At 70.3% G+C, this 22,243-nt stretch carries 16 protein-coding genes; 11 read left to right on the top strand and 5 right to left on the bottom strand.

Annotation, left to right across the window (positions count from 1 at the left end; all coding sequences use genetic code 11):
* Positions 1–45 precede the first annotated feature (45 nt).
* Genes QHF83_RS36460 through QHF83_RS36440 form a run of 5 tightly spaced genes read left to right on the top strand, consistent with a single transcriptional unit; the run spans position 46 to position 7,087 of the window.
* The gene (locus QHF83_RS36460) at positions 46–867 is read left to right on the top strand and encodes an MOSC domain-containing protein (protein WP_282422653.1); all 822 of its coding nucleotides are present in this window, start codon (positions 46–48) and stop codon (positions 865–867) included.
* A gap of 22 nt (positions 868–889) precedes the next feature.
* Positions 890–3,094: an NAD(P)/FAD-dependent oxidoreductase gene (locus QHF83_RS36455; RefSeq protein ID WP_282422652.1), complete on the top strand. Its 2,205-nt coding sequence runs from the start codon at positions 890–892 to the stop codon at positions 3,092–3,094.
* A 50-nt stretch (positions 3,095–3,144) separates the two neighbouring features.
* Positions 3,145–3,540 (top strand): hypothetical protein, encoded by a 396-nt coding sequence (locus tag QHF83_RS36450; protein ID WP_282422651.1) that lies wholly within the window; start codon positions 3,145–3,147, stop codon positions 3,538–3,540.
* Positions 3,541–3,569: 29 nt separating this feature from the next.
* Positions 3,570–5,384, top strand: a complete 1,815-nt coding sequence (locus QHF83_RS36445; protein ID WP_282422650.1) for a radical SAM protein — start codon at positions 3,570–3,572, stop codon at positions 5,382–5,384.
* Positions 5,381–7,087, top strand: coding sequence for a radical SAM protein (locus tag QHF83_RS36440; RefSeq protein ID WP_282422649.1), 1,707 nt, complete (start codon positions 5,381–5,383; stop codon positions 7,085–7,087). The genes QHF83_RS36445 and QHF83_RS36440 overlap by 4 nt, the downstream gene beginning before the upstream one ends.
* Before the next feature lie 348 nt (positions 7,088–7,435).
* Here QHF83_RS36440 and QHF83_RS36435 read toward each other — a convergent pair whose 3' ends face one another.
* Positions 7,436–8,146 carry a hypothetical protein gene (locus QHF83_RS36435; RefSeq protein ID WP_282422648.1) on the bottom strand — a complete coding sequence of 237 codons (711 nt, stop codon included), beginning with the start codon at positions 8,144–8,146 and terminating at the stop codon, positions 7,436–7,438.
* Positions 8,147–8,206: 60 nt separating this feature from the next.
* Here QHF83_RS36435 and QHF83_RS36430 point away from each other — a divergent pair, with 60 nt between their 5' ends.
* From QHF83_RS36430 to QHF83_RS36410, 5 genes are all read left to right on the top strand, one after another.
* On the top strand, positions 8,207–9,202 hold the full coding sequence (locus QHF83_RS36430) for a beta-ketoacyl-ACP synthase III (RefSeq protein WP_282422647.1): 996 nt from the start codon (positions 8,207–8,209) through the stop codon (positions 9,200–9,202).
* Positions 9,203–9,274: 72 nt separating this feature from the next.
* Positions 9,275–10,345: an amidohydrolase family protein gene (locus QHF83_RS36425; RefSeq protein WP_282422646.1), complete on the top strand. Its 1,071-nt coding sequence runs from the start codon at positions 9,275–9,277 to the stop codon at positions 10,343–10,345.
* On the top strand, positions 10,342–11,001 hold the full coding sequence (locus QHF83_RS36420; protein ID WP_282422645.1) for a hypothetical protein: 660 nt from the start codon (positions 10,342–10,344) through the stop codon (positions 10,999–11,001). The genes QHF83_RS36425 and QHF83_RS36420 overlap by 4 nt, the downstream gene beginning before the upstream one ends.
* The gene (locus QHF83_RS36415; protein WP_282422644.1) at positions 10,998–11,447 is read left to right on the top strand and encodes a hypothetical protein; all 450 of its coding nucleotides are present in this window, start codon (positions 10,998–11,000) and stop codon (positions 11,445–11,447) included. The genes QHF83_RS36420 and QHF83_RS36415 overlap by 4 nt, the downstream gene beginning before the upstream one ends.
* Positions 11,448–11,450: 3 nt before the next feature.
* Positions 11,451–14,069 carry a HEAT repeat domain-containing protein gene (locus tag QHF83_RS36410; RefSeq protein WP_282422643.1) on the top strand — a complete coding sequence of 873 codons (2,619 nt, stop codon included), beginning with the start codon at positions 11,451–11,453 and terminating at the stop codon, positions 14,067–14,069.
* Between the two features lie 6 nt (positions 14,070–14,075).
* Here QHF83_RS36410 and mfd read toward each other — a convergent pair whose 3' ends face one another.
* The 4 genes from mfd to QHF83_RS36390 all read right to left on the bottom strand — a co-directional run bounded on the left by mfd (position 14,076) and on the right by QHF83_RS36390 (position 19,732).
* The gene (gene mfd, locus QHF83_RS36405) at positions 14,076–17,825 is read right to left on the bottom strand and encodes a transcription-repair coupling factor (RefSeq protein WP_282422642.1); all 3,750 of its coding nucleotides are present in this window, start codon (positions 17,823–17,825) and stop codon (positions 14,076–14,078) included.
* A 35-nt stretch (positions 17,826–17,860) separates the two neighbouring features.
* The gene (locus QHF83_RS36400; RefSeq protein ID WP_282422641.1) at positions 17,861–18,838 is read right to left on the bottom strand and encodes a hypothetical protein; all 978 of its coding nucleotides are present in this window, start codon (positions 18,836–18,838) and stop codon (positions 17,861–17,863) included.
* Between the two features lie 111 nt (positions 18,839–18,949).
* Complete coding sequence (locus QHF83_RS36395) at positions 18,950–19,330, bottom strand: hypothetical protein (RefSeq protein WP_282422640.1); 381 nt, start codon at positions 19,328–19,330, stop codon at positions 18,950–18,952.
* 33 nt (positions 19,331–19,363) lie between these two features.
* The gene (locus QHF83_RS36390; RefSeq protein WP_282422639.1) at positions 19,364–19,732 is read right to left on the bottom strand and encodes a DUF2325 domain-containing protein; all 369 of its coding nucleotides are present in this window, start codon (positions 19,730–19,732) and stop codon (positions 19,364–19,366) included.
* 337 nt (positions 19,733–20,069) lie between these two features.
* On the opposite strand from QHF83_RS36390, the gene QHF83_RS36385 reads away from it, so the two are divergent.
* Positions 20,070–22,238: a PilZ domain-containing protein gene (locus tag QHF83_RS36385; RefSeq protein ID WP_282422638.1), complete on the top strand. Its 2,169-nt coding sequence runs from the start codon at positions 20,070–20,072 to the stop codon at positions 22,236–22,238.
* Positions 22,239–22,243: the final 5 nt, after the last annotated feature.

Here is a 22,243-nt window from a genome sequence, read left to right as displayed (position 1 = left end):
CCTCTCGACGCGCGAGCGGGGCCGCTTTATGCCTCCCATGGCCCCATGAGCACCATCACCCTGAGCGGACTCTTCGTGTACCCCGTCAAGGGCGCCCGCGGCATCGCCCTCGACCGGGCTCGGGCACTGAGCCTCGGGATCGAGCACGACCGGCGGTTCATGATCGTCGACCCGGACGGCGAGTTCCTCACGCAGCGGGAGCTGCCGCAGATGGCGCTCATCGAGACGGCGATCGAAGGCGAGACGCTCGTCCTCCACGCAAAGGATCACGGGCCGCTTCGCCTGCCGCTCCGCCCCGAAGGGCCGACGGATCGGCGCGTCCGGGTCTGGAGCGACAAATGCCGCGCCGTCTTCGTCGGCGACGAGGCCGCGGCGTACCTGAGCGACTACCTCGGACAGCGCGCGGAGCTCGTGTACATGCCCGAGGACGCCGCGCGGCGCGTGGACGGCCGTTACGCGCGCCGCAAGGAGCGGGTCGCCTTCGCCGACGGGTTTCCGTATCTGCTCACGTCGGAAGGCTCGCTCGCGGACCTGAACGCGCGCCTGCGCGACGCCGTGCCGATGGATCGGTTCCGGCCGAACCTCGTGGTCCGCGGGGCGCCGCCCTGGGCCGAGGACGCGTGGACGAGCCTGTCCATCGGCTCGGTGGTCTTCCACCTGCGCAAGCCGTGCAGCCGCTGCAACGTGATCACCGTGGACCAGGCGACGGGCGTGCGCGGCAAGGATCCGCTGGCGACGCTGGCGACGTTCCGGGCGCGGGCGAACCGCGTGTATTTCGGCTGGAACCTGGTCCCCGAGGGCGAGGGCGAGATCCGCGTGGGTGACGCCGTGACCCTGGGCGCGCACTCGTACGACGTGGCCGGCTGAGGCGCCGAGGAAACGAAGAAGCATGCAGAGCACGGCATCTTGGGATGCGATCGTGATCGGCGGCGGGCCCGCGGGCTCGTCCGTCGCGACCTACCTCGGCCGGGAAGGGCGGCGGGTCCTCTTGCTCGAGCGGGAGCGCTTCCCGCGCGAGCACATCGGCGAGTCGCTCTTGCCGGGCGTCCTGCCGTACCTCGACGCGCTCGGCGCGCGCGAGGCCGTGGAGAGCGCGGGGTTCGAGCGCAAGGAGGGACAAACCTTCGTCTGGGGCCGCGATCGCACGCCGTGGGAGATCGATTTTCGCGAGCTCGACGTGCACCCGTACGCGTACTTCGTGGATCGAGGGCGCTTCGACGAGATCCTCCTGCGCAACGCCGAGAAGGCAGGGGCCACGGTGCGCGAGGGACACGCGGTGACGCGCGTGATCTTCGAGAAGGGCCGCGCCGTCGGGGTGCGCGTGCGAGGGCCGGGCGGCGAGGAGCGCGACGAGCGGGCGCGGTTCGTCGTGGACGCGTCGGGGCAGAGCGCGCTCGTGGCGCGGAACGCGGATCTGCGGCGGGTCGTGCGGGGCCTCAAGAACGTGGCGATCTGGGCCTACTGGGAGGACGCCGAGCGGCTGCCGGGCCACAAGCAGTCGCACATCCTGACGACGAGCGTGCCCGAGGGCTGGATCTGGGTGATCCCGCTGGGCAAGCGGACGAGCGTGGGGGTCGTGACCTCGGCGGCGACGCGGGCGGAGCGCGAGAAGCTCGGGGCGAAGGCCTGGTACGAGCAGGTGCTGCGTGCGTCGGAGGCGGCGTGGCCGCTTCTCGCGAACGCGCGGCGCGTGACGGACGTGACGGGGGCGAAGGACTGGTCGTACCGCGCGCGTCGCCTCTCCGGGCCGGGGATCTTGCTCGCGGGGGACGCGGCCTGCTTCATCGATCCGATCCTCTCGACGGGCGTGCACCTCGCGATGACGAGCGGCTTCTGGGCCGCGGCGTGCGTGCACAGCGCGCTCGACGAGCCGCGCCACGAGCCGTTCTTGCGCCGGTTCTTCGAGGAGACGTACGGCGCGACGTACCGCGAGCTGCTCACGCAGGTGAAGGCTTTTTACAAGGCCGCGGGGCGCCGGGACTCGATCTTTTGGACGTCAAAGCAAATCCTGCGCGTCGGCGAGGCCGTGGCGCCGGAGCTCGCGTTTCTGTTCATCACGGCGGGCCTCTTGCGGAACGCGGCGGTGGACGCGCCGCACGATCCGGCCGCGCAGGTGCGCGCCGAGCTCGGGGAGCGAGCGCGGATTCCGGCCGAAGAACCGAAAAAAACGTTCTCGCCGGAGCTCCCGTCGGCGCGGTCGCGCTCGCGGCTCGTGTCGCCGCCGCTCGTGTGGCGTGTTGGCGAGGGCGGGGCGGCGCAGCTCGTGAGCGTGCGGGCCGAAGGCCTGCGGCTCCGGCTCGTGCGGCACGAGCCCCGCAGCATCACGGATCGGCCGCGGAAGAGTTATTTCGTGCTGGATCTCGTCGACGCCGGGCGATTGCCGCTCGGGCTCGTGCTCGTCGAGGAAGGTCGCGCCGCGGGTGAGGCGTTCGCGGGGGTCGCGCCGCGTCGGGCTGGTCGGCTGCTCGTCACGCTCGTGCCGTACCCGGTGCGTCCGCACGATCCCGCGGTCCTCGCCAAGCTCGAACAGACGCTCGTGGGCCTCGTCGCGGCCGCGGACGATCCCGCGGAACCCCTGCTCCTGCGCCGCGTGCGCGCGCGGCTCCGGAAGGCGCTCCGCGCGCCCGACGCGCTGCCGGCCGAGATCACGGCGACGCCTTCCCGCGCCTTCCGCGGCGGCGGCGTGGCCGAGCCGCCGATGACCCTCGTCTTCCGCGCGAAGGCACCGGAGAGCCCTGTTCCGCGCGTCTACCTCCTCCTCGAAGCGCGCTTGCCGCCGGAGCTCGTGGACGTCCCCATCCTGCGCACGCGCTTCTGCGACGTCTGGCTCCGGCCCGAGCGCGCGCGTGATGGCCGCCTCCTCACCGAGGTGCCCGAGGTTCGAAGTCTCGTCGAAAGGGCCTGCGCCGCGATCTGGGACGCGACGCGCCCGGCGGCGACGTTGCCCGCGGCCTTCGCGGCTGCCGAGGCGGCGCTCCGCGCGCTCACGCCGGCGGATTACACCTTCGAGATCTCGGGACGGCTCGGGGTCACGGAGGATGGAGAGGCTCTCCCTGCGGCGACGGGCATCACGGAAGCCGCGCCGAGCGGCTGATCTTCCTGCACGAATGCGACCGTCCCGAGCGTGCAAAACGGCTCGGGCTGGTGCAGCTTCGAGGCATGGCGATCACGTGCAGGGAAGAAGCGATGCGCTGGGTGCATCGGTATGCGGTCGGCGGCGCGGCCTTCGCGGCGCTCCCGCTGCCGATCTCCACGACGGCGGGCCTCGCCGCCCTCGAGGTCCACATGATCAACTTCATCGGCGGCGTCTACGACGAGCCCGTGAGCAACCTGAAGAGCCTCGCCGCGGGCGGCAGCCTCGAGGTCATGGGCGCGGGCCTCAAGTTCGTGGCCACGCGTGTCGCCGCCTTCGTCCCCGGCCCGGCCGGATTCGTGGTCCGGGCGGGCATCGCCGCCGTCGTGATCGAGTCCCTCGGACGCGCGATCACCGCTTATTTCGAGCGCAAGCACCCCGGTAAGCTCTTTTCGGCCGCGGTCTAGGGCCTCCTTCGTACTAAGATCGCGCCGTCGTGAAGGCGCTGATCAAAGTCGGCTACGCGTGCAACGAGAACTGCACGTTCTGCCACACGGCCGACATCCGCCACCTCGACGACACCACCGAGCGCGTCGACTGGAAGATCGACCGCGCCAAGCGCATCGGCGCCTCCATGGTCGTCCTCTCCGGCGGCGAACCCACGATGCGGCCCGAGCTCTCGCGCTGGGCGCGCCGCATCGCCGCGCACGGCCTCGATTTCGGCCTCGTCACGAACGGGCTCATGCTCTCGTACCGGAACGTCGTCGACGAGCTCGTGGGTGAGTGCCGCCTCCGCTACGTCTACATGTCCCTGCACGGCGGCGAGCCCAAGGTGCACGGCTCCGTCGTCCGCGCCGACACCTTTCACAAGGCCATGCAGGCCATCGAGAACCTGCACGGACGCATCCCCGATCTCACGATCAACTGCGTCATCACCACGGCGAACCTGAAGCACTTGAAGGGCCTCGTCGATCGGCTGCTCCCGTTTCCGGACCTGTGCATCAAGTTCTCGATGACGCAGCCGAAGGGCGCGGCGAACCGGGCCTTCGACGTCATCGTCCCCGACGTCTCCGCCTGCGCGGCGCGCGTGAAGGAGGCGATCGAGTACGGGCTCTCGCGGCGGAACGAGCGCGGCCCGCGGTTCGCGCACGACGGCCTCCCGTTTTGCCTGCTCCCCGGCCTCGAGCATCTCTACGACGACCTGAAGACGCACCGCTATTCGACGATGATCGAGGCCGACGAGGACGACTTCGTCCCCGTCGACGACGTGGCCAAGATCCAGCCCGAGGAGGTCTGCGGCGACTGCGCGCTCCGCGGCGCGTGCCCAGGCCTCTATCGCGGCTACCACGAGATCCACGGCGCGAGCGCGCTCCGGCCCGTCACGGATCGCCCGCGGGCGAACTCGTACAACTTCGTGCCCGAGCGCGATCTCGCGCGCCCGCCCGGCGCGCCCTGCCCGGTCCGCGGAGACGGTCCGAGCCCGTACGATCGCGGCCGCACCTTGTTTTTGCGCCTCAAGGACCGCATGCGCCTCTTCCGCACCGAGACGCGCGACTTCTCCGACGAGGAGCTCGTCGCCGCGAAGGAGAGCGCGGGTCAGATCTACCTCGACGTCTCCACCAAGCTCGCGCCCGATGACTTCGCGAAGGACTTACGGAAGTTGCGCCCCGCAGCCGAGTGCGGAGCGTGCCCCGAGCGGCCTCGCTGCACGGGCGCATGGGAGCCCGTGCCCGCCGACGTCTTCACGCGCGACGATCGCGCCGTGCTGGAGCTCCTCGCGAACCTCTCGGGCCGCGTCCTCGATCTCGGCTGCGGCGAAGGCCCGTACCTCGAAGCGCTCGCGCGTCGCGCGGCGGAAGGGCACATCACGTACGTCGGGGTCGATCCCGATCCGCAGCGGCTCGCCGTCCTCGCGTCGCGCCACCCGTTCGCGCGGTTCGTCGAGGGCCGCGCGGAGGAGCTCGGCGAGGAGCTCGGGACGTTCGACCACGTGCTCGCGCTCCGCAGCGTGAACCATCTCGAGGATCCGGCGCGCGCGTTCGGCGCAGCGATCGCGCGGCTCCGCCCCGGCGGCACGCTCACGCTCGTGGACAACGTCGCCTTCGGCCTCGTCCGCAGCCGCGCGCACGCCGCGCGCGCGGAGAGCGCGCCGGGGAACCACTTCGAGCATTACCGCAACGACGACGCGGCCCGGACCGCGCGGCGCCTCGAAGGCAAACCGTTACGCCTCGTCGAGCGCCGCGACGTCGGCCGCGAGACCAGCAATCAGTGGATGTTGCGCTACGAGCGCACGGGAGAAATGCCGTCGTGACTGCTTCTGCACCGTCCCCCCGCAGGCTCCCCGTCCTCTCGGCCGACGCCGTCGAGACGTCTTTCGCCGACTTCCAGAACGAGGCCTTGCTCGGCGACGCGGAGGGCTCTGGCAAGACGCTCGCGCACGAGGCGGCCGCGCACGAGAAGCGCAACTGGGTGCGCCTCTCCTACGATTGCAACAACCACTGCACGTTTTGCCTCGATTCGAATGCGCACGACGGCACGATGCGGGCGACGCAGGACATCAAGGTGCAGATCGTCGAGGGCCGGCGGCGCGGCGCCGATCGGCTGATCCTCTCGGGCGGCGAGCCCACGATGCACCCGAACTTCCTCGACTTCGTGAAGCTCGGGCGCCTCGCCGGCTACCGGAAGATCCAGACCGTGACGAACGGCCGCATGTTCCGCTACCCCGAGTTCCTCGAGAAGGCCGCGGACAACGGTCTGCACGAGATCACCTTCTCGCTGCACGGTCACACGGCGAAGCTGCACGACGCGCTCGTCGGCACGCCCGGCGCGTTCGTCGAGGAGGTCGCGGGGCTCAAGGCCGCGCTCGCGTCAACGCGGTTCATCGTCAACGTCGACATCGTCATCAACAAGCAGAACGTCCGGCACCTGCCGGAGATGCTGGAGACGTTCATCGGCTGGGGCGTGAAGGAGTTCGATCTGCTGCACGTGATCCCGTTCGGAAACGCGTGGAGCGATGCGCGGCATCATCTCTTCTACGACCTCGACGGGAACCTCGAACATCTCCAGAAGACCTTCGCCTACGCGCGCAGGCCCGACATCCACATCTGGCTGAACCGCTTTCCGCCGCCCTACGCGGAAGGGTTCGAGGACCTGATCCAGGATCCGTACAAGCTCAATGACGAGGTCCGCGGGCGGCGCGAGGAGTTCGATCGGTACCTCTCGCTCGGCAAGAAGCTGATGTGCCGCGAGCCCGAGAGGTGCAAATACTGCTACCTGCAGAGCCTCTGCGACACGCTCGACGAGGTGATCGACGCGCGCAAGGCCGACGAGGTCGACGTGCTGCGTTACGCAGGCGATCCGCCGCGCGCAGGCAAGCTGCCGGAAGCGCACGCAGCGCGGATCGTGGCGGCGAACCTGGAAGAGGCCTCAGCGCTCGCGGCGAAGGCGGCGCCGGAGGCGATCGAGCTCGAGCTCGCGTCCTACGACGGTTTGTCCGGTGCGCTCTCGCCGGAGGGGCTCGTCTTCGGCAAGAAGCTCGTGGCTTGTTACACGGGCGATCCCGCCGCGATCGAGCCGCTGCTCGAGATCGCCCGCTCCTTCGAGGTCCGCGTCTTCCTCACGAAGGCGACGGAGCCCGTGATCCGCAGGCTCGATCCCCCGCCGAAGGCGCTCGTACTCGTCCAGCAAAACTACGACCTCGTCTCGGACGCCCACACGAACGACGTCGACACGAAATCGTTTTTCGCGACGTACCCCCATCCGGTCGCGGTGGAGAACGTGCCCGCGTGCGTCGTGGGCAGGCCCGTGCGGCCAGCGGCGCGGACGCTGGATCTCGCGATGCTCGGCACGGACGCGCGCATCGACATGACAGCGTTCACGAAGCGGTACGTGGCCGACGGGTTCTACACGAAGGCGCTCCGCTGCAAGGACTGCCGCGAGAACGCCTCGTGCCGCGGCGTGCACGTGAACTGGGTTCGCGCCCACGGGTTCGAGGCGCTCACGCCGATGGGGTAGCGTCTCGAGTCGAAGCCGCTTCGCTGGGGCTTTGCCCCAGGCCCCACCAGGGGTTGTCCACCCCTGGACCCGGACCAGCGCAAGCGCTGGACCCGGGGTCGATGAACTGCGCGATGCGCAGTTCATCGAACAGGCCAGGTCAAGACCAACGACGACGCTTCAACGGGCAACGTGCCCGTCGCCAGCGTGGAACGCACCTTTGCGGTCTTGTCACCGGCCTGTGGGAAGAACTGCGCATCGCGCAGTTCTTCCCCCTGAGGTCCAGGGCTTGCCCTGGTTCGGGTCGAGGGGCGAACAGCCCCCGCGGGGCCCGGGGCAGCGCCCCGGCGCGGCGGCTTGCAATGAACTTCAGGGAACGAGCGTGCAGCCAGTGAGCACACCCGCGAGCATCTCGCCGCGGGGCTGGCCTTCCCAGCCGCTCTCCCAGTGGAAGGTCGGGCTCTTGAGCTTGCCTTCCACCGTGTACTTGCACTTCACGCTGAAGCGCGTGGTCGGCAGGTTGCCCGAGAGCGCGGGCTCGCTCCAGAGGCCGGCCGCGACGAACTGCACGTTGTCCGTCGAGGTGTAGGGCCGGAGCGTCTTCTTGTCGTCACCGGGATCGCCCTTGCCCCAGACCTTCGTCGGCGACTCGAAGCTGCAGTGCCTGCCTGCGACCTCGTCCGTCGCTGCGCAGTTGAGCTCGCGTTTGTCGCCCGCCACCAGCGTGATCTCGACGTCCACGGTCTGGCCGGGCTTCCAGGAGGGCCCGCGCGGTCCGCCGCCGCCGCGCTCCTGACCGAGCAGCGCGAAGCCTGCCGCCAGCGTGCCCACGACGACCACGAAGAGCACCATGCTCTTGCCGAGCGACGCCGAGCTCGGCGGCGGCGCGCGCCTCGGCGCGGCCTTGCTGGCCTTCGGCTGCTTCTTCGCGGGCGCCTTCGCGGGCGTGGCCTTCGCGGCTGCAGGCGCCTTCGCCTCGGCCTTCGGCGCCTCCGCCTTCGCTTCGGCCTCGGGCTCGCCTTCGCCCTCGTCCTCGCCCTCGACCTGGTCTTTGTCCTCTTCGCGTTCGTTCTCGGCCATGGCGCGCGGACTCTACCTTCCTCCGCCCCGCTTCTCAAACCTTCTGTTACCCTCCGCGCCATGAGAGCGAGCCCCCCGCGCGCCCGGATTCTCGGCACTGGACGCTACCTGCCTGCCCGTGTCGTCACGAACGACGAGATCGCCGCGCGCGTAGCGACCTCGGATGCGTGGCTCAAGGAGCACGTCGGCGTCGAGCGCCGTCACATCGCGGCCGAGGGCGAGACCACGAGCGACATGGCCACGGCCGCCGCGCGCGCGGCGCTCGATGCGGCGCGGCTCTCGCCTGCGGACCTCGACCTCATCATCGTGGCGACCGTGAGCGGCGACAGCCCCATGCCGGCCACCGCGGCCACGGTGCAGCAGAAGCTCGGCACCGAGCTCGTCCCTTCCTTCGACCTCGCGGCCTCGCACGCGGGCTTCCTCTACGCGCTCGCCGTCGCCGAACAGTCGATCGCCTCGGGCGCGACGCGGACGGCGCTCGTCGTTGGCGCGGACATGCTCTCGCGCCGCGTGGATCCCGAGGATCGCACGACGGCGGCGCTCTTCGGCGACGGCGCGGGCGCGGTGATCGTCGGCGCGGCGGGCGACGATGGCCGCGGCATCCTCTCGATGCGTCTCGGCGCGGACGGCACGATGGCCTCGCTCCTTTCGATCCCGGGCGGCGGCACGGGCGAGCCGATGACCCCGGAGCGGCTCGCGGCGAAGCGGAACAAGGTGCAGATGGAGGGGCACGACCTCTTCCAGGTCAGCGTGAAGAAGCTCCAGGTCATGAGCATGGAGGCGCTGAAAGCGGCGGGCCTGCTCTCGGACAAACTCGACTGGGTGATCCCGCAGCAGGCGAACCGCAGGATCGTGGATCGCATCGCCGAGCGGCTCGGGTATTCGCGGGGCAAGTTCATCGAGAACCTCGCCGACGTGGGCAACACGGGCGCGGCCTCGATTCCGATCGCGCTCGACGAGGCCGTGCGGGATGGCCGCGTGAAACCCGGGCAAAACGTGCTGCTTTGCGCGCTCGGGGCCGGCGTCACGTGGGCGGCCTCGATGGTGCGGATGTGAACGCGGGTTCGGAAAAAACACAGGACCGCGGGCATCCTTGACGCGGCGAGGTTTCTGGAATCCCTTGCGCCCGTGAAATCGCGCCGCATCCGGGCTCGGTGGACCCCGCTCGCGTTCGCCTCGGCCGCTTCGTTGGCCGCGCTCGCCTCGCTCGACATCGGCTGCGGCGCGCCGCCGCGCGGCGTCGACTGGAACGGCAAGCGCTTGCCGGTCGTCGACATGCATTTGCACCCCGGCGACTGGGATCACGTCCCCGAGGACACGCGAAAATTCCTGGCCTCGCGTTTCCCGTTTCCGATCGGGCTCGACGCCGAGGCCGCGGCGAAAGGCTCGCTCCTGCCGGAGAGCATCCTCGGCGAGATCGACGACGCGGGAATCTGGGGCGCGGGCCTCTTTGCCATCTATGCCCCGCGCACCGTGGGAATTGCCTCGAACGAGCTCGTCGCCGAGGATCTCGCCTTCGCCCCGGATCGTTTCTTCGGCCTCGCGTCTTTGCGCGTCGACCGGTGGACGACGGATCGCGACGCGGAGCTCGAGCAATTGAAGAGCACGCTCTCGCGGCCGGGGTTCGTCGGGATCAAGATCGCCCACGCGCACCAGCATTTCCGCATGGATGATCCTGCGTTCTTCCCGATTTACGAGATCTCGGCCTCGATGGGCAAACCGCTCTACCTGCACACGGGGACGAGCCCGTTCCCCGGGACGTCGCAGGAGCCGGCCTACACGGATCCGACGTATCTGGAGATGGCGATCCAGCAGTTCTCCGGCGCGAAATTCATCCTCGGGCACCTCGGCTACGATTTCATCGAGAAGCGTCACGCGGGCCTGGATACGTGCATTCGGCTGGCCAGGACGTACCCCAACGTGTTTCTCGAACCGTCGGCGCTCGGATCCGCGTCGTCGGATCCGACGGGCGAAAATCTGAGAGAAGCGATGCGCCGCATGCGGGAGGCCGGGCTCACGGACCGGATCATCCATGGCAGCGACGGGCCGCAGAGCCCGGGGTTCGTGAAGGGATACCTCGAACGAACGGTCGCCGCGATGAAGGAGGTCGGATACACGGAGCAAGAAGCGTCCGACGTCCTCGCGGGGAACTTTGCGCGCGTGTTCGGCGTGACGATTCCCGCGGAGGCGGCCGAATGAAGATGCGTGTTGCCATCGTGTTCGGTGCTGCGATTCTCGGTGCGTCCGAGGCCGCCGCCGCGGAGCCGAGGACGCCGTTCCCCGAGCACGCCGCACTCGACGCCGTGGGCGGCAGCCCCGCGAAAGGCGCGTACGTCCTGTCGGCGCAGGGCGGCTGGCCGTTTTCGTTCCTGCGCGCGCAAGTGGGTTTGTCGGACCGGATCACGCTGCAAAGCGAGCTCGAATCGGTCGTCGGTCGTCGGTATCGCCCGATGCTGGGGATCGGCGTGCGTATCGCCGACGGAAAACACCTGCGCCTGACGGGCGAGTTTCTCGGCGGCTGGCTTTTCCAGCGCAGCGAGGAATACCGGCGCGGCCCGAACGGCGAGCTCAGGTTTCGCTTGGCCCTTCCGGTGCGCCGGTTCGTCCCGTACCTCGTGATCGGCACGCGCCACGCGTTCCTGCTGGATCTCCTGACGATCGAGCGCGCCTCGGGCACGGAGACGAGCTGGTCGGTGCGGCACGAGTGGACGCCCTGGGCGACGCTCGGGCTCGGGTTCGCGATTTCGCGCGAGATCGGGCTCGATCTGGGAATCAATTACGGCTGGGTGGGCGCGCCGGAGACGATCGCGTTGCCGGGTGTGCACCTGGGCTTGCATTTCGGAGGGGATCGATGAGCCGGGCTCATCTCGCGTTTGCCGGAGCTCTCGTGTTCGCGCTGGCCGGGTGCATCAACGAGGAGACGCGCCTCTACGAGATCGAGCTCGACGGGCAGGTCGCCGTGCCAAACGGCGCGCCGAGCACGGGGAAAGTGCACCTCGAATTCCACGTGGCGACGACGTTCGGCGAGGGGGATCTCGAACATCCGCTCGGCGTCTTCGAGACGCGCACGGCCCTCGGCGTGGGGCCCGTGCGCGAGACGGTGCTTTATCCGCTCGACGAGGGGGACGGGCTCGTCGTGTATGGATGGCTCGACAGCGATGGAGACGGCGTCCTTTGCGCGCCCGGACAAACCGAGGAGCCCGCGGGGCTCGTGAAGGTCGCGGGGTTCCCGGCGCATACGCTTTCGTTTTCGCTCACGCTCCACGCGCCGTGTGGGGGGCCGGAGTCGTTGTATCCTTGAGAGATGTCCGACGCCCCCAAGCCGAAGCGTGACGTGCTCGATCCCGCGCTGGCCTCGCGCTTCGCCTGGCGCGTGGCGCCGCCGCCCGAGCCGTCGCCCGAGCCGACCGACGCCCCTCCGGCGCCGAACCTCGACCCGGCGGCATCACCCGACTTCGCCGAGCACGCGGCGAGCGCCTGCGAGGAGCTCGCGATGGACGTGCGCAAGGCGTGGGGGCTCGCGTCTCCGCCCGCACAGGCGGCCGCCACGAAGCGGCTTTTGCGTTTCGCGCGGCGAATCGGCTTCGAGATCCTCGGCATGTCCCAGCATCCCCTGGAGGCCGTGCGCTTGCTGCGGCTGCTCGCTCGCCACATCGACCGTACGCCGATCAGCAAGACCGAGATGTTCCAGCTCGCGTGGCTGCCCCTCCCGGATCGCCATCCCGAGGTGATCGAGCTGATCGTCGAGGCCGCGCGCACCGGCAACAAGAGCCTCGCGTTCGTCCTGGATCGCACCGTGGCCGAGACGGAGCTCGGAGGACGTTACCCCGAGCTCGGTGCGCGGCTCGCGGAGATCGCCGACACGACGCGGTCCTGGGAGGTCCGCGCGCTCGCGATCCGATGGCTCTCGCTCGACGAGTTCCCGGCGGCGATACCCGCGCTGCGGCGCGCCCTCCGGACGCGCCACGCGCGCCTTCGGTATTACGCGCTCTTCATCCTCGCGCAGATGGCCGGATGGACGCAGCGCGACGAGGACGTCCTCTGGCTGCTCGAGGACGCCGTGCGCCACCCGCTCGACAGCAACCACGGAATGAGCGCGTACGAGCGCATCGACGCTTACGAGAAGACGCTGCTCGACGTGCTCCGGGCGGCGTCCCCGCCGGAAGGGTGGAAGCCGCTCGAAATCATCGTCGAGGGAGGTGGCGCGCACATCTTCCGGGAGCGCCCGGGGCTCGACATCGATTGGGCGCTGAAGGCGCTCGCCGCCGGATATCCCGAGAGGGCCATCCACCGGATCGATCGCGCGCTCGTCGACCCGATCGGCCTTCAGAAATACGCGGCCATCGACGCGCTCGGGCTCTTGCCGGAGGAGCTCGCGCGCCCGCGGCTTCTCCAGGCGGCAGGGCTCTCCGAGCACGTCTTCGTGGAGCGCGCGAAGGCCATTTGGTTCAAGCGGTTCGGGAGCGAGCTCTCCGCGTCGCCGCTCGCCGGGGTGCCGGTGTCCCTGCTCGACGGCCCGCCGAGCGAGCGGTTTTTCGCGTGCCTGACCGTGCTCCGCGGCGCCTCGGAGGAAGCGCGCTTCGTGATGGTGGACGCGCTCTTGGCCGATGCGCCCGAGGGCAGCGCGCCGCCCGCGCAGCTCTCTCCGTCCCAGCGTGAGTCCCTCGCGCTGCTTCTCTTCACGCTGCGCACGTCCGGGAGGCTCTACAAGCACCCGACGCTGGGCAATCTGGCGGAGGCCGACTGGGCCAAGCTGCTGCTCCGGCGCTTCGGCGCGCTCGCGTTCGACGGGCTCGCGAGCCTCGCGGAGCCAGCTGCCCTCGCGGGGGTCACCCGCGGCTGGCTCGACGCGCTCACCAGCGCGGCGCGGGAAGGCATGCTCGACCCGGGGCAGCGCGAGAGGCTGCGGAGCATCGCGTGCGCGGCGCTCGCGTCGCCCCTGTGGGACAACGCGCCGGCGCCGCTCCTCGCGCTCTCGGTCGTGGGGGCGCCGGAGGACTGCATGGAGCGGGTCTGGTCGATCCTGACGACGTCGGAGGACGCCACGGATCCACGGAGCGAGGGGGCGCGGTCGAACGCGGATGCATCGCGATGGGCGTCGATCGTGCTGCGCGAGGTGCCCGAGACCCCGGGGTTCGGCGCGCGGATCGCAGCGGCGGCGGGGGAGGCGTTCCAGCAGAGGCGCTTCGATCTTTTCGATCGGCTGATGTACCTCGGCTCGGAGCGAAAGGCGCCGGAAGTGCTGGATGTCGCGAGGGCCGCTCTGTCCGGCCATGACGGCGATCCCGAGGCCTACGGCCCGGTGTATCGCGCCGCGCATGTGCTCGTGCAGGCCAACCTCCTCGAGGATGCGTGGATCCTGTCCGCGCTCGCGCAGCCCGAGGCACCGCTCTTCGCCGTCGCCGCGAGGCTCGTCCGCAAGGCCTCGCCCGCGCCGATGATCGAAGCGCTCACGCGCGCGCTCGCCTCGACCGGGCGAGGCGGCGCGGCGGCGGCCGAGGCGGCGCAGGTGCTGGTTTGGCAGAAGGTCCTCGCGGGGGACGACGCGCGCCTCTCCGGGATCCTGGAGCGGGCCCCGGACTACGAGCGCGCCGCGCTGTGCGCCGCGCTCATCGACGAAGAGGTGCCGCTCGCGAGCTACCGGCATCACGTCGCATCGTGTCTGCTCTCGCCCGATCCACGAGCCACGCGGGAGCTCCACGATCCCTTGTGGCTCCGGCACCCGGAGGGCATGGAGGCGTTATTCGAAGAGCTCCTGCCGCGGGTGCAAGTCGAGGACACGCGCGACTTCATGCTCCATCTCCTCCGCGCGCCGAACGAGGCCGCGAAGTACTGGGTCGACGGAGGCGAGGACGAAGAGGACGAGGACGACTGGGAGGACGAGGACGAAGACGACGAGGGCGACGAAGACGCGTCCTCCTGACGCGGGTTACGCCCCCGCCTTCATGCACGAAGCGAGCTCCGCGAGCAGTTTGTCCGTCGCTTCGAGCCCGCTCGCGAACTGCTCCGTGTCCCGCGTTCTTCTCGACAAACGCATGTCCGGCGAGAGCTTGTACGGCGATCCCTTCGGCTGCACGAGCTTCATCACCTTCGCCGGATCGAGCGGCGTGTCGTCGCGCAGGTGCAAGGTCACGCCCTTCGCCGTCGCCTCGCACGCGAGCGCGCGGAGCTTTCGGAGCTCGGTCTTGAGGCTCATCAGGTGCACGAGCCTTCGCGCCTCGATCGGCGGCGAGCCGAAGCGATCCTCCATCTCGTTCGCGAGATCCTGCACCTCGTCCGGGCTCGATGCGCTCGCGAGCCGCTTGTAGAAGGACAGGCGCACGCCGACGTCGGACACGTAGTCCTCGGGCAGGAGCGCATCGGCGTCGAAGGCGAGCTCGGGGTCGACCTCGTGCACCACGGGATCGCCGCGCAGCTCGTGCACGGCCTCGTCGAGCATCTGGCAGAAGAGCTCGAAGCCGACCTGCGCCACGTTGCCGCTCTGCTCGGCGCCGAGGATGTCGCCCGAGCCGCGCAGCTCCAGGTCGAGCGAGGCGATCTGGAAGCCCGAGCCGAGCTCGGTGTGACGTTCGAGCGCCTCGATGCGCGAGCGTGACTCGTCGGTCATCGCGTTCGCGGGCGGCACGACGAGGTAGCAGTACGCGCGCTCCTTCGAGCGGCCCACGCGGCCGCGGAGCTGGTAGAGCTGCGAGAGGCCGAACATGTCGGCCCGATCGACGATCATCGTGTTCGCGCGCGGGATGTCGAGGCCGCTCTCGATGATCGCGGTCGAGCAGAGGATGTCGTAGCGACCCTCCACGAAGTCGAGCATCGCCTGCTCCAGCGCGGTCTCGCTCATCTGCCCGTGCGCGATGGTGATGCGCGCCGAGGGGACGAGCTCCTGGAGCCGCGCGGCCCGCTCGTAGAGGCCCTCGACGCGGTTGTACACGTAAAACACCTGCCCGCCCCGGCCGAGCTCGCGCTCGACGGCCTCGCGCAGGACGTTCTCATCGTGGCGCGTGACGATGGTCCGGATCGCACGGCGCTCCGCGGGCGGCGTGGTGATGATGGACATGTCGCGCAGGCCCGTGACGGCCATCTGGAGCGTGCGCGGGATCGGCGTCGCCGTGAGCGTGAGGACGTCGACGTTCGTCTTCAGCGCCTTGATGCGCTCCTTGTGCGTCACGCCGAACCGCTGCTCCTCGTCCACCACGAGCAGGCCGAGCTTCTTGAAGTGGACATCCTTGGAGAGCAAACGATGCGTGCCGATGACGACGTCGACCTTGCCGTCGCGCAGGCCCCGCGCGACCTCGTCCTGCTCCTTGTTCGACTGGAAGCGCGACATGGCCCGGACCTCGAGCGCGTACGGGCTCATGCGGGCCTTGAAGTTCAGGTAGTGCTGCTGCGCGAGCACGGTCGTCGGGCAGAGGACGGCGACCTGGCGGCCCGAGGCGGCGACGCGGAACGCCGCGCGGATCGCGACCTCGGTCTTGCCGAAGCCGACGTCGCCGCAGACGAGCCGATCCATCGGGCGCGCGGCTTCGAGATCGCCCGAGACCTCGGCGATCGCGCGGGCTTGATCGGGCGTCTCGTCGAAGGGGAACGTCGCCTCGAACGCGGCGTAGTCATCGTCGGGCGAAGCCGTGGGCTCGCCGATGGCGCTCCTTCGCTCGGCGTAGAGGCGAAGCAGCTCGTCGGCCATCTTGCGTAGGCTCTTCTCGACTTTTGCCTTCGTCTTGGCGAACGTTTGTCCGCCGAGCCGGTCGAGCTTGGGCGTGCCCTCGCCGCCCTGGAACTTCTGGATCTGGTTGAGGCGATAGACGGGCAGGTAGAGTTTGTCGCCGCCCGCGTACTCGACCGTGATGAGGTCGACGACCATGCCGCCGACCTGCTTGTGCACGAGCCCGTGGTAGCGGCCGATCCCGTGATCGGCGTGCACCACGTAGTCGCCGACGGAGAGGTTGCGCAGGTCCTCGAGGAAGGGGCGCGCCGTGGCCTTCGAGTCCTTGCCCCCTCGCGCGGCGCGGCGATGCGCACGGGCGCCGAAGATCTCTTCCTCGGTGACGAGCGCGACGAGCTCGGCCGGCGCGACGACGCCCCGCGCGAGCCCGCCTCGCACGACGAGCGCGGTGCGCGTCGCCTCGGGATCCTGTTCGTCGAGGATCGAGGGATCGAACGTGCCGAGGCGGGCGCGGACGCGGACGCCTTGGTGGCGGAGGAGCGTGACGAGGCGCTCGACCTGCGTCTCCGCGCGCGCCGCGACGAGGACCCGCATGCCGTGCTCCTGCCAGGCGAGGATGCGGCGCACGAGCGGATCGAGCGCGCCGGTCTTGCCACGGGACGCACGCGCGGCCTTGATGGCGCGCTCGAGGTCGCCCTGATCGAAGGTCGCGAGCGTTGGCGCAGTCTCGGGCGCGACCTCGAATCGTTCGAGGGAAGCAGGATCCGGCGCGTCGCCCGCGATGCCGGTCCGATGCAGCGCGACGTGCGTGCGGCCCTCGATCCACGAAGCGATGCCGCCCTCGGTCTCGTAGAACGCGTCGAGCGGGAAGTGGGCGTCGCGCGACTTGTGGGCGAGATCGGCCATGGCGCGGCCGAGCTCGTCGCGCAGGGAGCGCGTGATCGCCGCGGGATCTTCGAGCACGACGATCGCGTCGTCCGGGAGATACGAGGCGAGCGGCGCGAGGTCGAGGTACGCCGGGAGAAACCCTTCGGCTCCGAAGAACGTGCGACCGCTCGTGACGTCGTCGACGAGGGCGCGGGCCTTCACCGACGGCAGATCGACCGCGTCGCAAGCGGCCCGGACGCGCTCGCGGGCGCGGGCCTCGTTCTCGGGCGTGAGCACGGCCTCGCGCGCCTGCGGGAGCCAGACCTCCTTGATGTCGGCGATCGTCTTCTGTCCTTCGGGATCGAACGATTTGATCCCCATGACGAGGTCGCCGTAAAACTCGATGCGCGCGGGGAAACTCGCGTTCGGCGGCCAGACGTCGAGGAGAGCGCCACGCACGGCGAAGGTGCCGGGGTCCTCGACGAGGGGGCTCCGGACGTAGCCGGCCTGCGCGAGCCTGCGGATCAAGGCGTCGCGCTCGATCTCCTGCTCGGTGACGACGAGCTCGGCGTGCTCGAGGATCTCCGGCTGTGGGACGACCCTGCGGGCGAGGGCGGAGACGGGACAGACGAGCGCGCGCCACGGCAGATCCACGGCGAGGTGGAAGAGCGCGGCGAGGCGGGCCTCGGCGCCGCGGCGATCGGGGTTCACGTCGGCGTAGGGGCTCGATTCGTTCGGCGGGAAGAGCAGGACCTCGCCGAGCGTGGTTTTCCCGGCGTCGGGCTCCTCGGCGTCTGCGCCGGCGAGCAGGAACGAAGCGTCGGCGTGGAGGGCGCGGGCGGCTTCGAGATCCGCGGTGACGGCGATGATCTTCCGGCGCGTGGCTCTCGCGAGCGCACGAAGGACGAGCGCGGTGGCGCCGCCTGCGACGGAGACGACGTGGATCGTGGGACCCTTCGGTCCGAGGACGCGCGCGGCGAGATCACGCGAGGTGGTGATCGGCCGATCGAGCGGGAGCTCGTACGAGGGGAGGGGTTCGAGCGGCGCCGCGTCGGGGCGATCGAGCTCGACGTCGAGCGCGTCGACGCCGGCGATCTCGCCGAGCGGAGCGCGGAGCTCTGCGCCCCTGGTTGCCTTTTCGGTCGCGGGCATCGTTCGCCGCGGGTGTAGCACGAAGCGTACGGGGACTACGGCGCCGAGATGTACTGCTCGGCCACCCAATACTGCTCGCCGTTGCTCATCGTGACGAAGTACTGACCTTGCGCGATTTGCGCGACCGTCCCCGGGTACTTGTTTCCGTCCGACCACGCGACGAGCACGGCCGATCCGACGCCCGGTTTGGACAGGCTCTTGCCGAACGAATCGAGCGCATGACCGAGCTTGTCGAACCCGTTCTTGAGCGCGCCGCCGACGGCCTTGGCCGCCTCCGCGGCCTCTTGCTCCAGGCTCTTCGGCTGTTGCGCGGGAGCGGGCGTGGGAGCCGAAGCGGCAGCGGGCTCGGGAGCGGCAGCGGGCTCGGGAGCGGCAGCGGGCGCGGGAACGGATGCGGGAGCGGGCGCGGCAGCGGGCTCGGGCGCGGGCGCGGGCTCGGGCGCGGGCGCGGCTTCGTTTGTCGGGGCCGCCGGGGGCTCGGCCGGCTGTGCGAAGGCCGTGGCTTGTGTGCCGATCAGCGTGGCGAGCGTGGGAATCGGCCGCCGCTCGCCGCCGCGGTGCAGGCGCAAGAGCTCCTGCTCGACCGCGCACACGTACGCGACGAACGTCTGCATGTCGCGGGACATGCCGGCGTTCCAGTGGAACGCGATCTGCGTGTAGCGAAAGAGATCCAGGTCTTGCCGCGCGAGCGTGGACGAGAGGCCCGCGTGCATGATCTGCGCGGAGAGCTCGACGTACTCCTCGAACGAGAGCGTGGGAGCAGAGCCCTTGGCGCGGCCGAGCGCGGCCTGGTAGGCCGGGACGAACCGCACGGCGACGGCGCCGCCGAGCGCGGGATCCTCGAGCCGCGCGAGCCAGCCCGCATGCGCGGCGAGCCAGTCCTCGCGGGAGACGTTCTTCGATTGCACGACGCGCGCGCAGGCGTCGGCGTCGTCGGGGTGATCCGCGCAGAGGGCGCGAAGCTCGGCGTATTGCTCCAGCGAGAGGCCGGCGATGGGCGCGAGGGGATCCATGCGCGCCGAGGGAAGCCGGGGCGCGGCGAGGGGTCAAGCGGAAGCAAAGCCTCGTCGGCGTGGCGGACGGGCCGATGCAATGGCCACGCGGTCACCGCAATCGCACGAGGCTCAATTCAGCGTCTCGCCGCCGCTGCCGCGTCCCGCACCGAAAATCGCGTCCCAGTTCGCCCTGTACGCGTCCGTCGCCACCTGCGCCGGGCCGGATCGGGGCGGCTCCGGCGCGTTCGGGCCCTTCACGAGCACTTCCACGTCGTAGAGCCGCTCGTGCTCCTTGCGCGGCGACAGCTTCACGACGTCGCCGTGCACCGGCGCGCCCTCGCGCATGTTGCGGATCGCGCCGAGCTCCACGTTGCCCTCGCGCAGCCGGAGCACGTGGTAGCCCTGCCCGTCGGACATCGGGCTGTGGATCATCACCACGTCGTCGGCCTTCGGCTCCGGCGCGTCGCTCGTGGCCAGGGGCCGCTCGGGCGGATCGGGCTCGTCACTCACCTGGCAAGCTTGTCACGTTTCAGGCGGATCGGCTCACGCCCCGAGCAGCGCCGCTTCGTAGCCCGAGCCCATCGAGCCGTCCGCGTGGAACAGGCCCTGCGCCGTCGCCTGGTCGATGGCCTCGAGCAAGCGCGCGAAGCGGGCGATGCCGCTCTTGCGCAGAAGGAGCGTCCCCCGGCCGCGCTGGCGGGCGAGCTTGCGCGCGAGCTGGACGGCGCCATGGCTGTTCGTCTCCGTGACGATCACGATGAGCTGGCAGCGCTCCACGAGCCCCTCGAGCGACTGCGCCCCGCGGCCTCGCACGTCGCCCCGGTGATATTCGAGCTCGTGCCCGGCCGCCTTCGCGAGCCGCTCCAGCTGCACCTCGTAACGCTCGACTCCCCCGATCCAACCAATGCGCATGGGGCCTCCTCGACGGCCAAGCCCGCGAGCACATCCATGCCGCCGGTAGCCGCCTGTCCGCTATAACGGATGATCTAAGGTGCCGTAGCGGAACTGTCCAGGCCTTTCCGTCGTCATCGCGGAAAAAAGTCCGCGATGGCGGAGCCTGGACGAGACCCCTGCGTCCCCTCGAGGGCGCCGGTTTCGTCCGCTCCTCCGGACAACCCCCGCCGGGGCCGTTTCTTCCCCGACCCGCAAACTTGGCCCTCGTCTTCGCGGTGACTTAGTCGGGGCGAAAGCGAGAGAGTCGCGCGGGGCGCGGCGGGGACGGGTCTGTCCCTACGCTTGGAGGACTGTCATGAGCATGCGAGGCGCAGAGGACTCCGCCGAAGGCACGAACGGCCGAGCAAACACGACGGCCACGTCCGGGACGCCGGACCGGCGCGCGGGCCACCACCGGGTTCACTTCGAGGCGCTGGTGGCCGTGGGCGAGGCCAAGGGGAGCGGCGGCTTCGAAGCCGAGTCGATCGACGTCTCGCCCGAAGGCATGCGCCTGCGTACGGCCTACCTCCCGCAGATCGGCGATCGGCTCGTGTGCCGGTTCGAAGGCGACGCGGGCGAGGTGGTCGCCGACGGCGAGGTGATCTGGCGCCGCGAAGCGCCGCGCGGAGGCGAGTTCGGTCTGCGCTTCGTGGGCTTCGACAGCCCCGACGCAGAGGCGACGCTGCGCAGCCTGTGCCAGGAGCTCGGCGGTTCGGTCGAGGGGAACAGCGGGCTCGGCCCGATGGGGATCCCCGGGACGCGCGTGCGGCTGCACATCGACGGGCTCGGTTCGCCGATGAAGGCGCGGGTGCGAGAAGCGACGGGCGGTGAGGTGCTCGTAGGATCGAACCTGGAGTTCCTCAAGGTGGGTCGGTCGCTCGAGCTGGAGGACATGGACCACGGCGACAAGCGCGCCGCGATGGTCGACACCGTGAAGGTGGAGGTCGATCCGGCGACGAAGGTGCCGCAGCTCGTGGTGTCGCTCCGGTTCGGCGAGGCGAAGGAGTCGAAGAAGGCGGCCCCGGCGAAGGAGCCGGAGAAGGCGGCCGCGACGAAGGCGCCGGAGAAGGAGCCGAGCAAGGAGGCGTCGTCCCTCGGGCTCGGGGCGCTGATCAAGCGCACGACGCCCGGTGTGGGTCCGGCCCCAGCCGGGAAGACCGAGGTGAGCGCGGGAGGCGAGTCGAAGGAGAAGGAGGCGCGCGCCGAGCTCCTGTCGTCGCCTGCGGTGCCCTCCCGCGCGCGTACGCAGGAGATGCGATCGAAGCCGCCGGCCACGCGGCCGAGCGCGTCGGCCGATGCGGCGTCGCTGCGCACGGCTGGCGAGGAGGAGAGCGACGAGGCGGCCGAAGCGAACGATCCGTCGCTGGACTCGCCGGCGGTCGGCGGCGCGAAGAAGGATTTCGGCGCGGCGCTGCGCGGCGCGACCGAGAAGGCGAAGGGCGCGACGAAGGCCGCGTTCGGCGCGATCGCTCCGGCCGTGGGCGGGATCGGAGAGCGCGCGAAGGGCGCGATGTCGGGGCTGTTCGCGGCGATCCGGAAGCGGCGCGGCGAGGAGGCGGCCGAGGCGACGGAAGGTCAAGCGACGCGGCGGACGACCGCCGCGCCGCCGACGGGCGCGCTGCGCGCGGCGGGCAAGAAGCTCGTGCGCGACAAGGAAGAGACGGAGACGACCGAGGCGGCGCCGAAGGCTCCGTCGAGCCGGAAGGCGGCGCTGATGGGAAGCGCGCTCGGGCTCGCGGCGGTGCTCGTCGTGGTGGGCGGGCTCCGGCTGCTCGGGGCGTCGCGCGCGGCGCCAGCCGATCCGCAAGGGATGGAGGCGAACGCGGCGGGATCGGCCGCGGCGCTGCCCGCGCCGACGGCGGCGAACACGGTGGTCGGTGATCCGAACACGGTGCCGAGCGTGAACGTGCCGCTCTTCGGGGCGACGCCGCTCTCGACGACGGAGCCGGTGCCGGCGATGCCGACGCAGCCCGATGGAACGATCGCGCAGACGCCGCCGGCCGCGCCGGAGGGCGACGCCGCGCAGGCCGGCGCAGCGGCGGACGAAGGGGACGGCGAGGGCGATTCGGAGGCGGCGGAGACACAAGGCGACGGCAAGCAGTTCGGCAAGGGCAACGTGCGGAGCCCGATCGTGCTGAAGCTGAAGATGGACGGGGAGATCGAGACGGTGAACGGCGCGGCGGGCGCGATGGGCTTCACGGTCTCGCTGCCCGGCCGGCGCGCGCTGTCGTCGGCGACGGAGCTCGCCCGCAAGGACAAGCGGATCGCCTCGGTCAACGTGGTGAACAACCCCGCGGGCGCGGAGATCAGCCTTCAGTTCAAGGACGGCGTGCCGGCCTATGTCGCGAAGGCGAAGGGTGATCGGCTCGTGATCTCGCTCGGCACCGACGCGAAGAAGACGGTGGCGAAGGCGGGCGACAAGAAGAAGAAGGGCGCGCTCAAGAAGAAGGTCGCCGACAAGAAGAAGACGACCAAGAAGCCCTGAGCGAA

The organism is Polyangium sp. 15x6, from assembly GCF_029960785.1.
Classification (GTDB): Bacteria; Myxococcota_A; Polyangia; order Polyangiales; family Polyangiaceae; genus Polyangium.
Note: the sequence above shows the minus strand (reverse complement) of the source record. Positions and strands in the feature narration are given on the sequence as shown.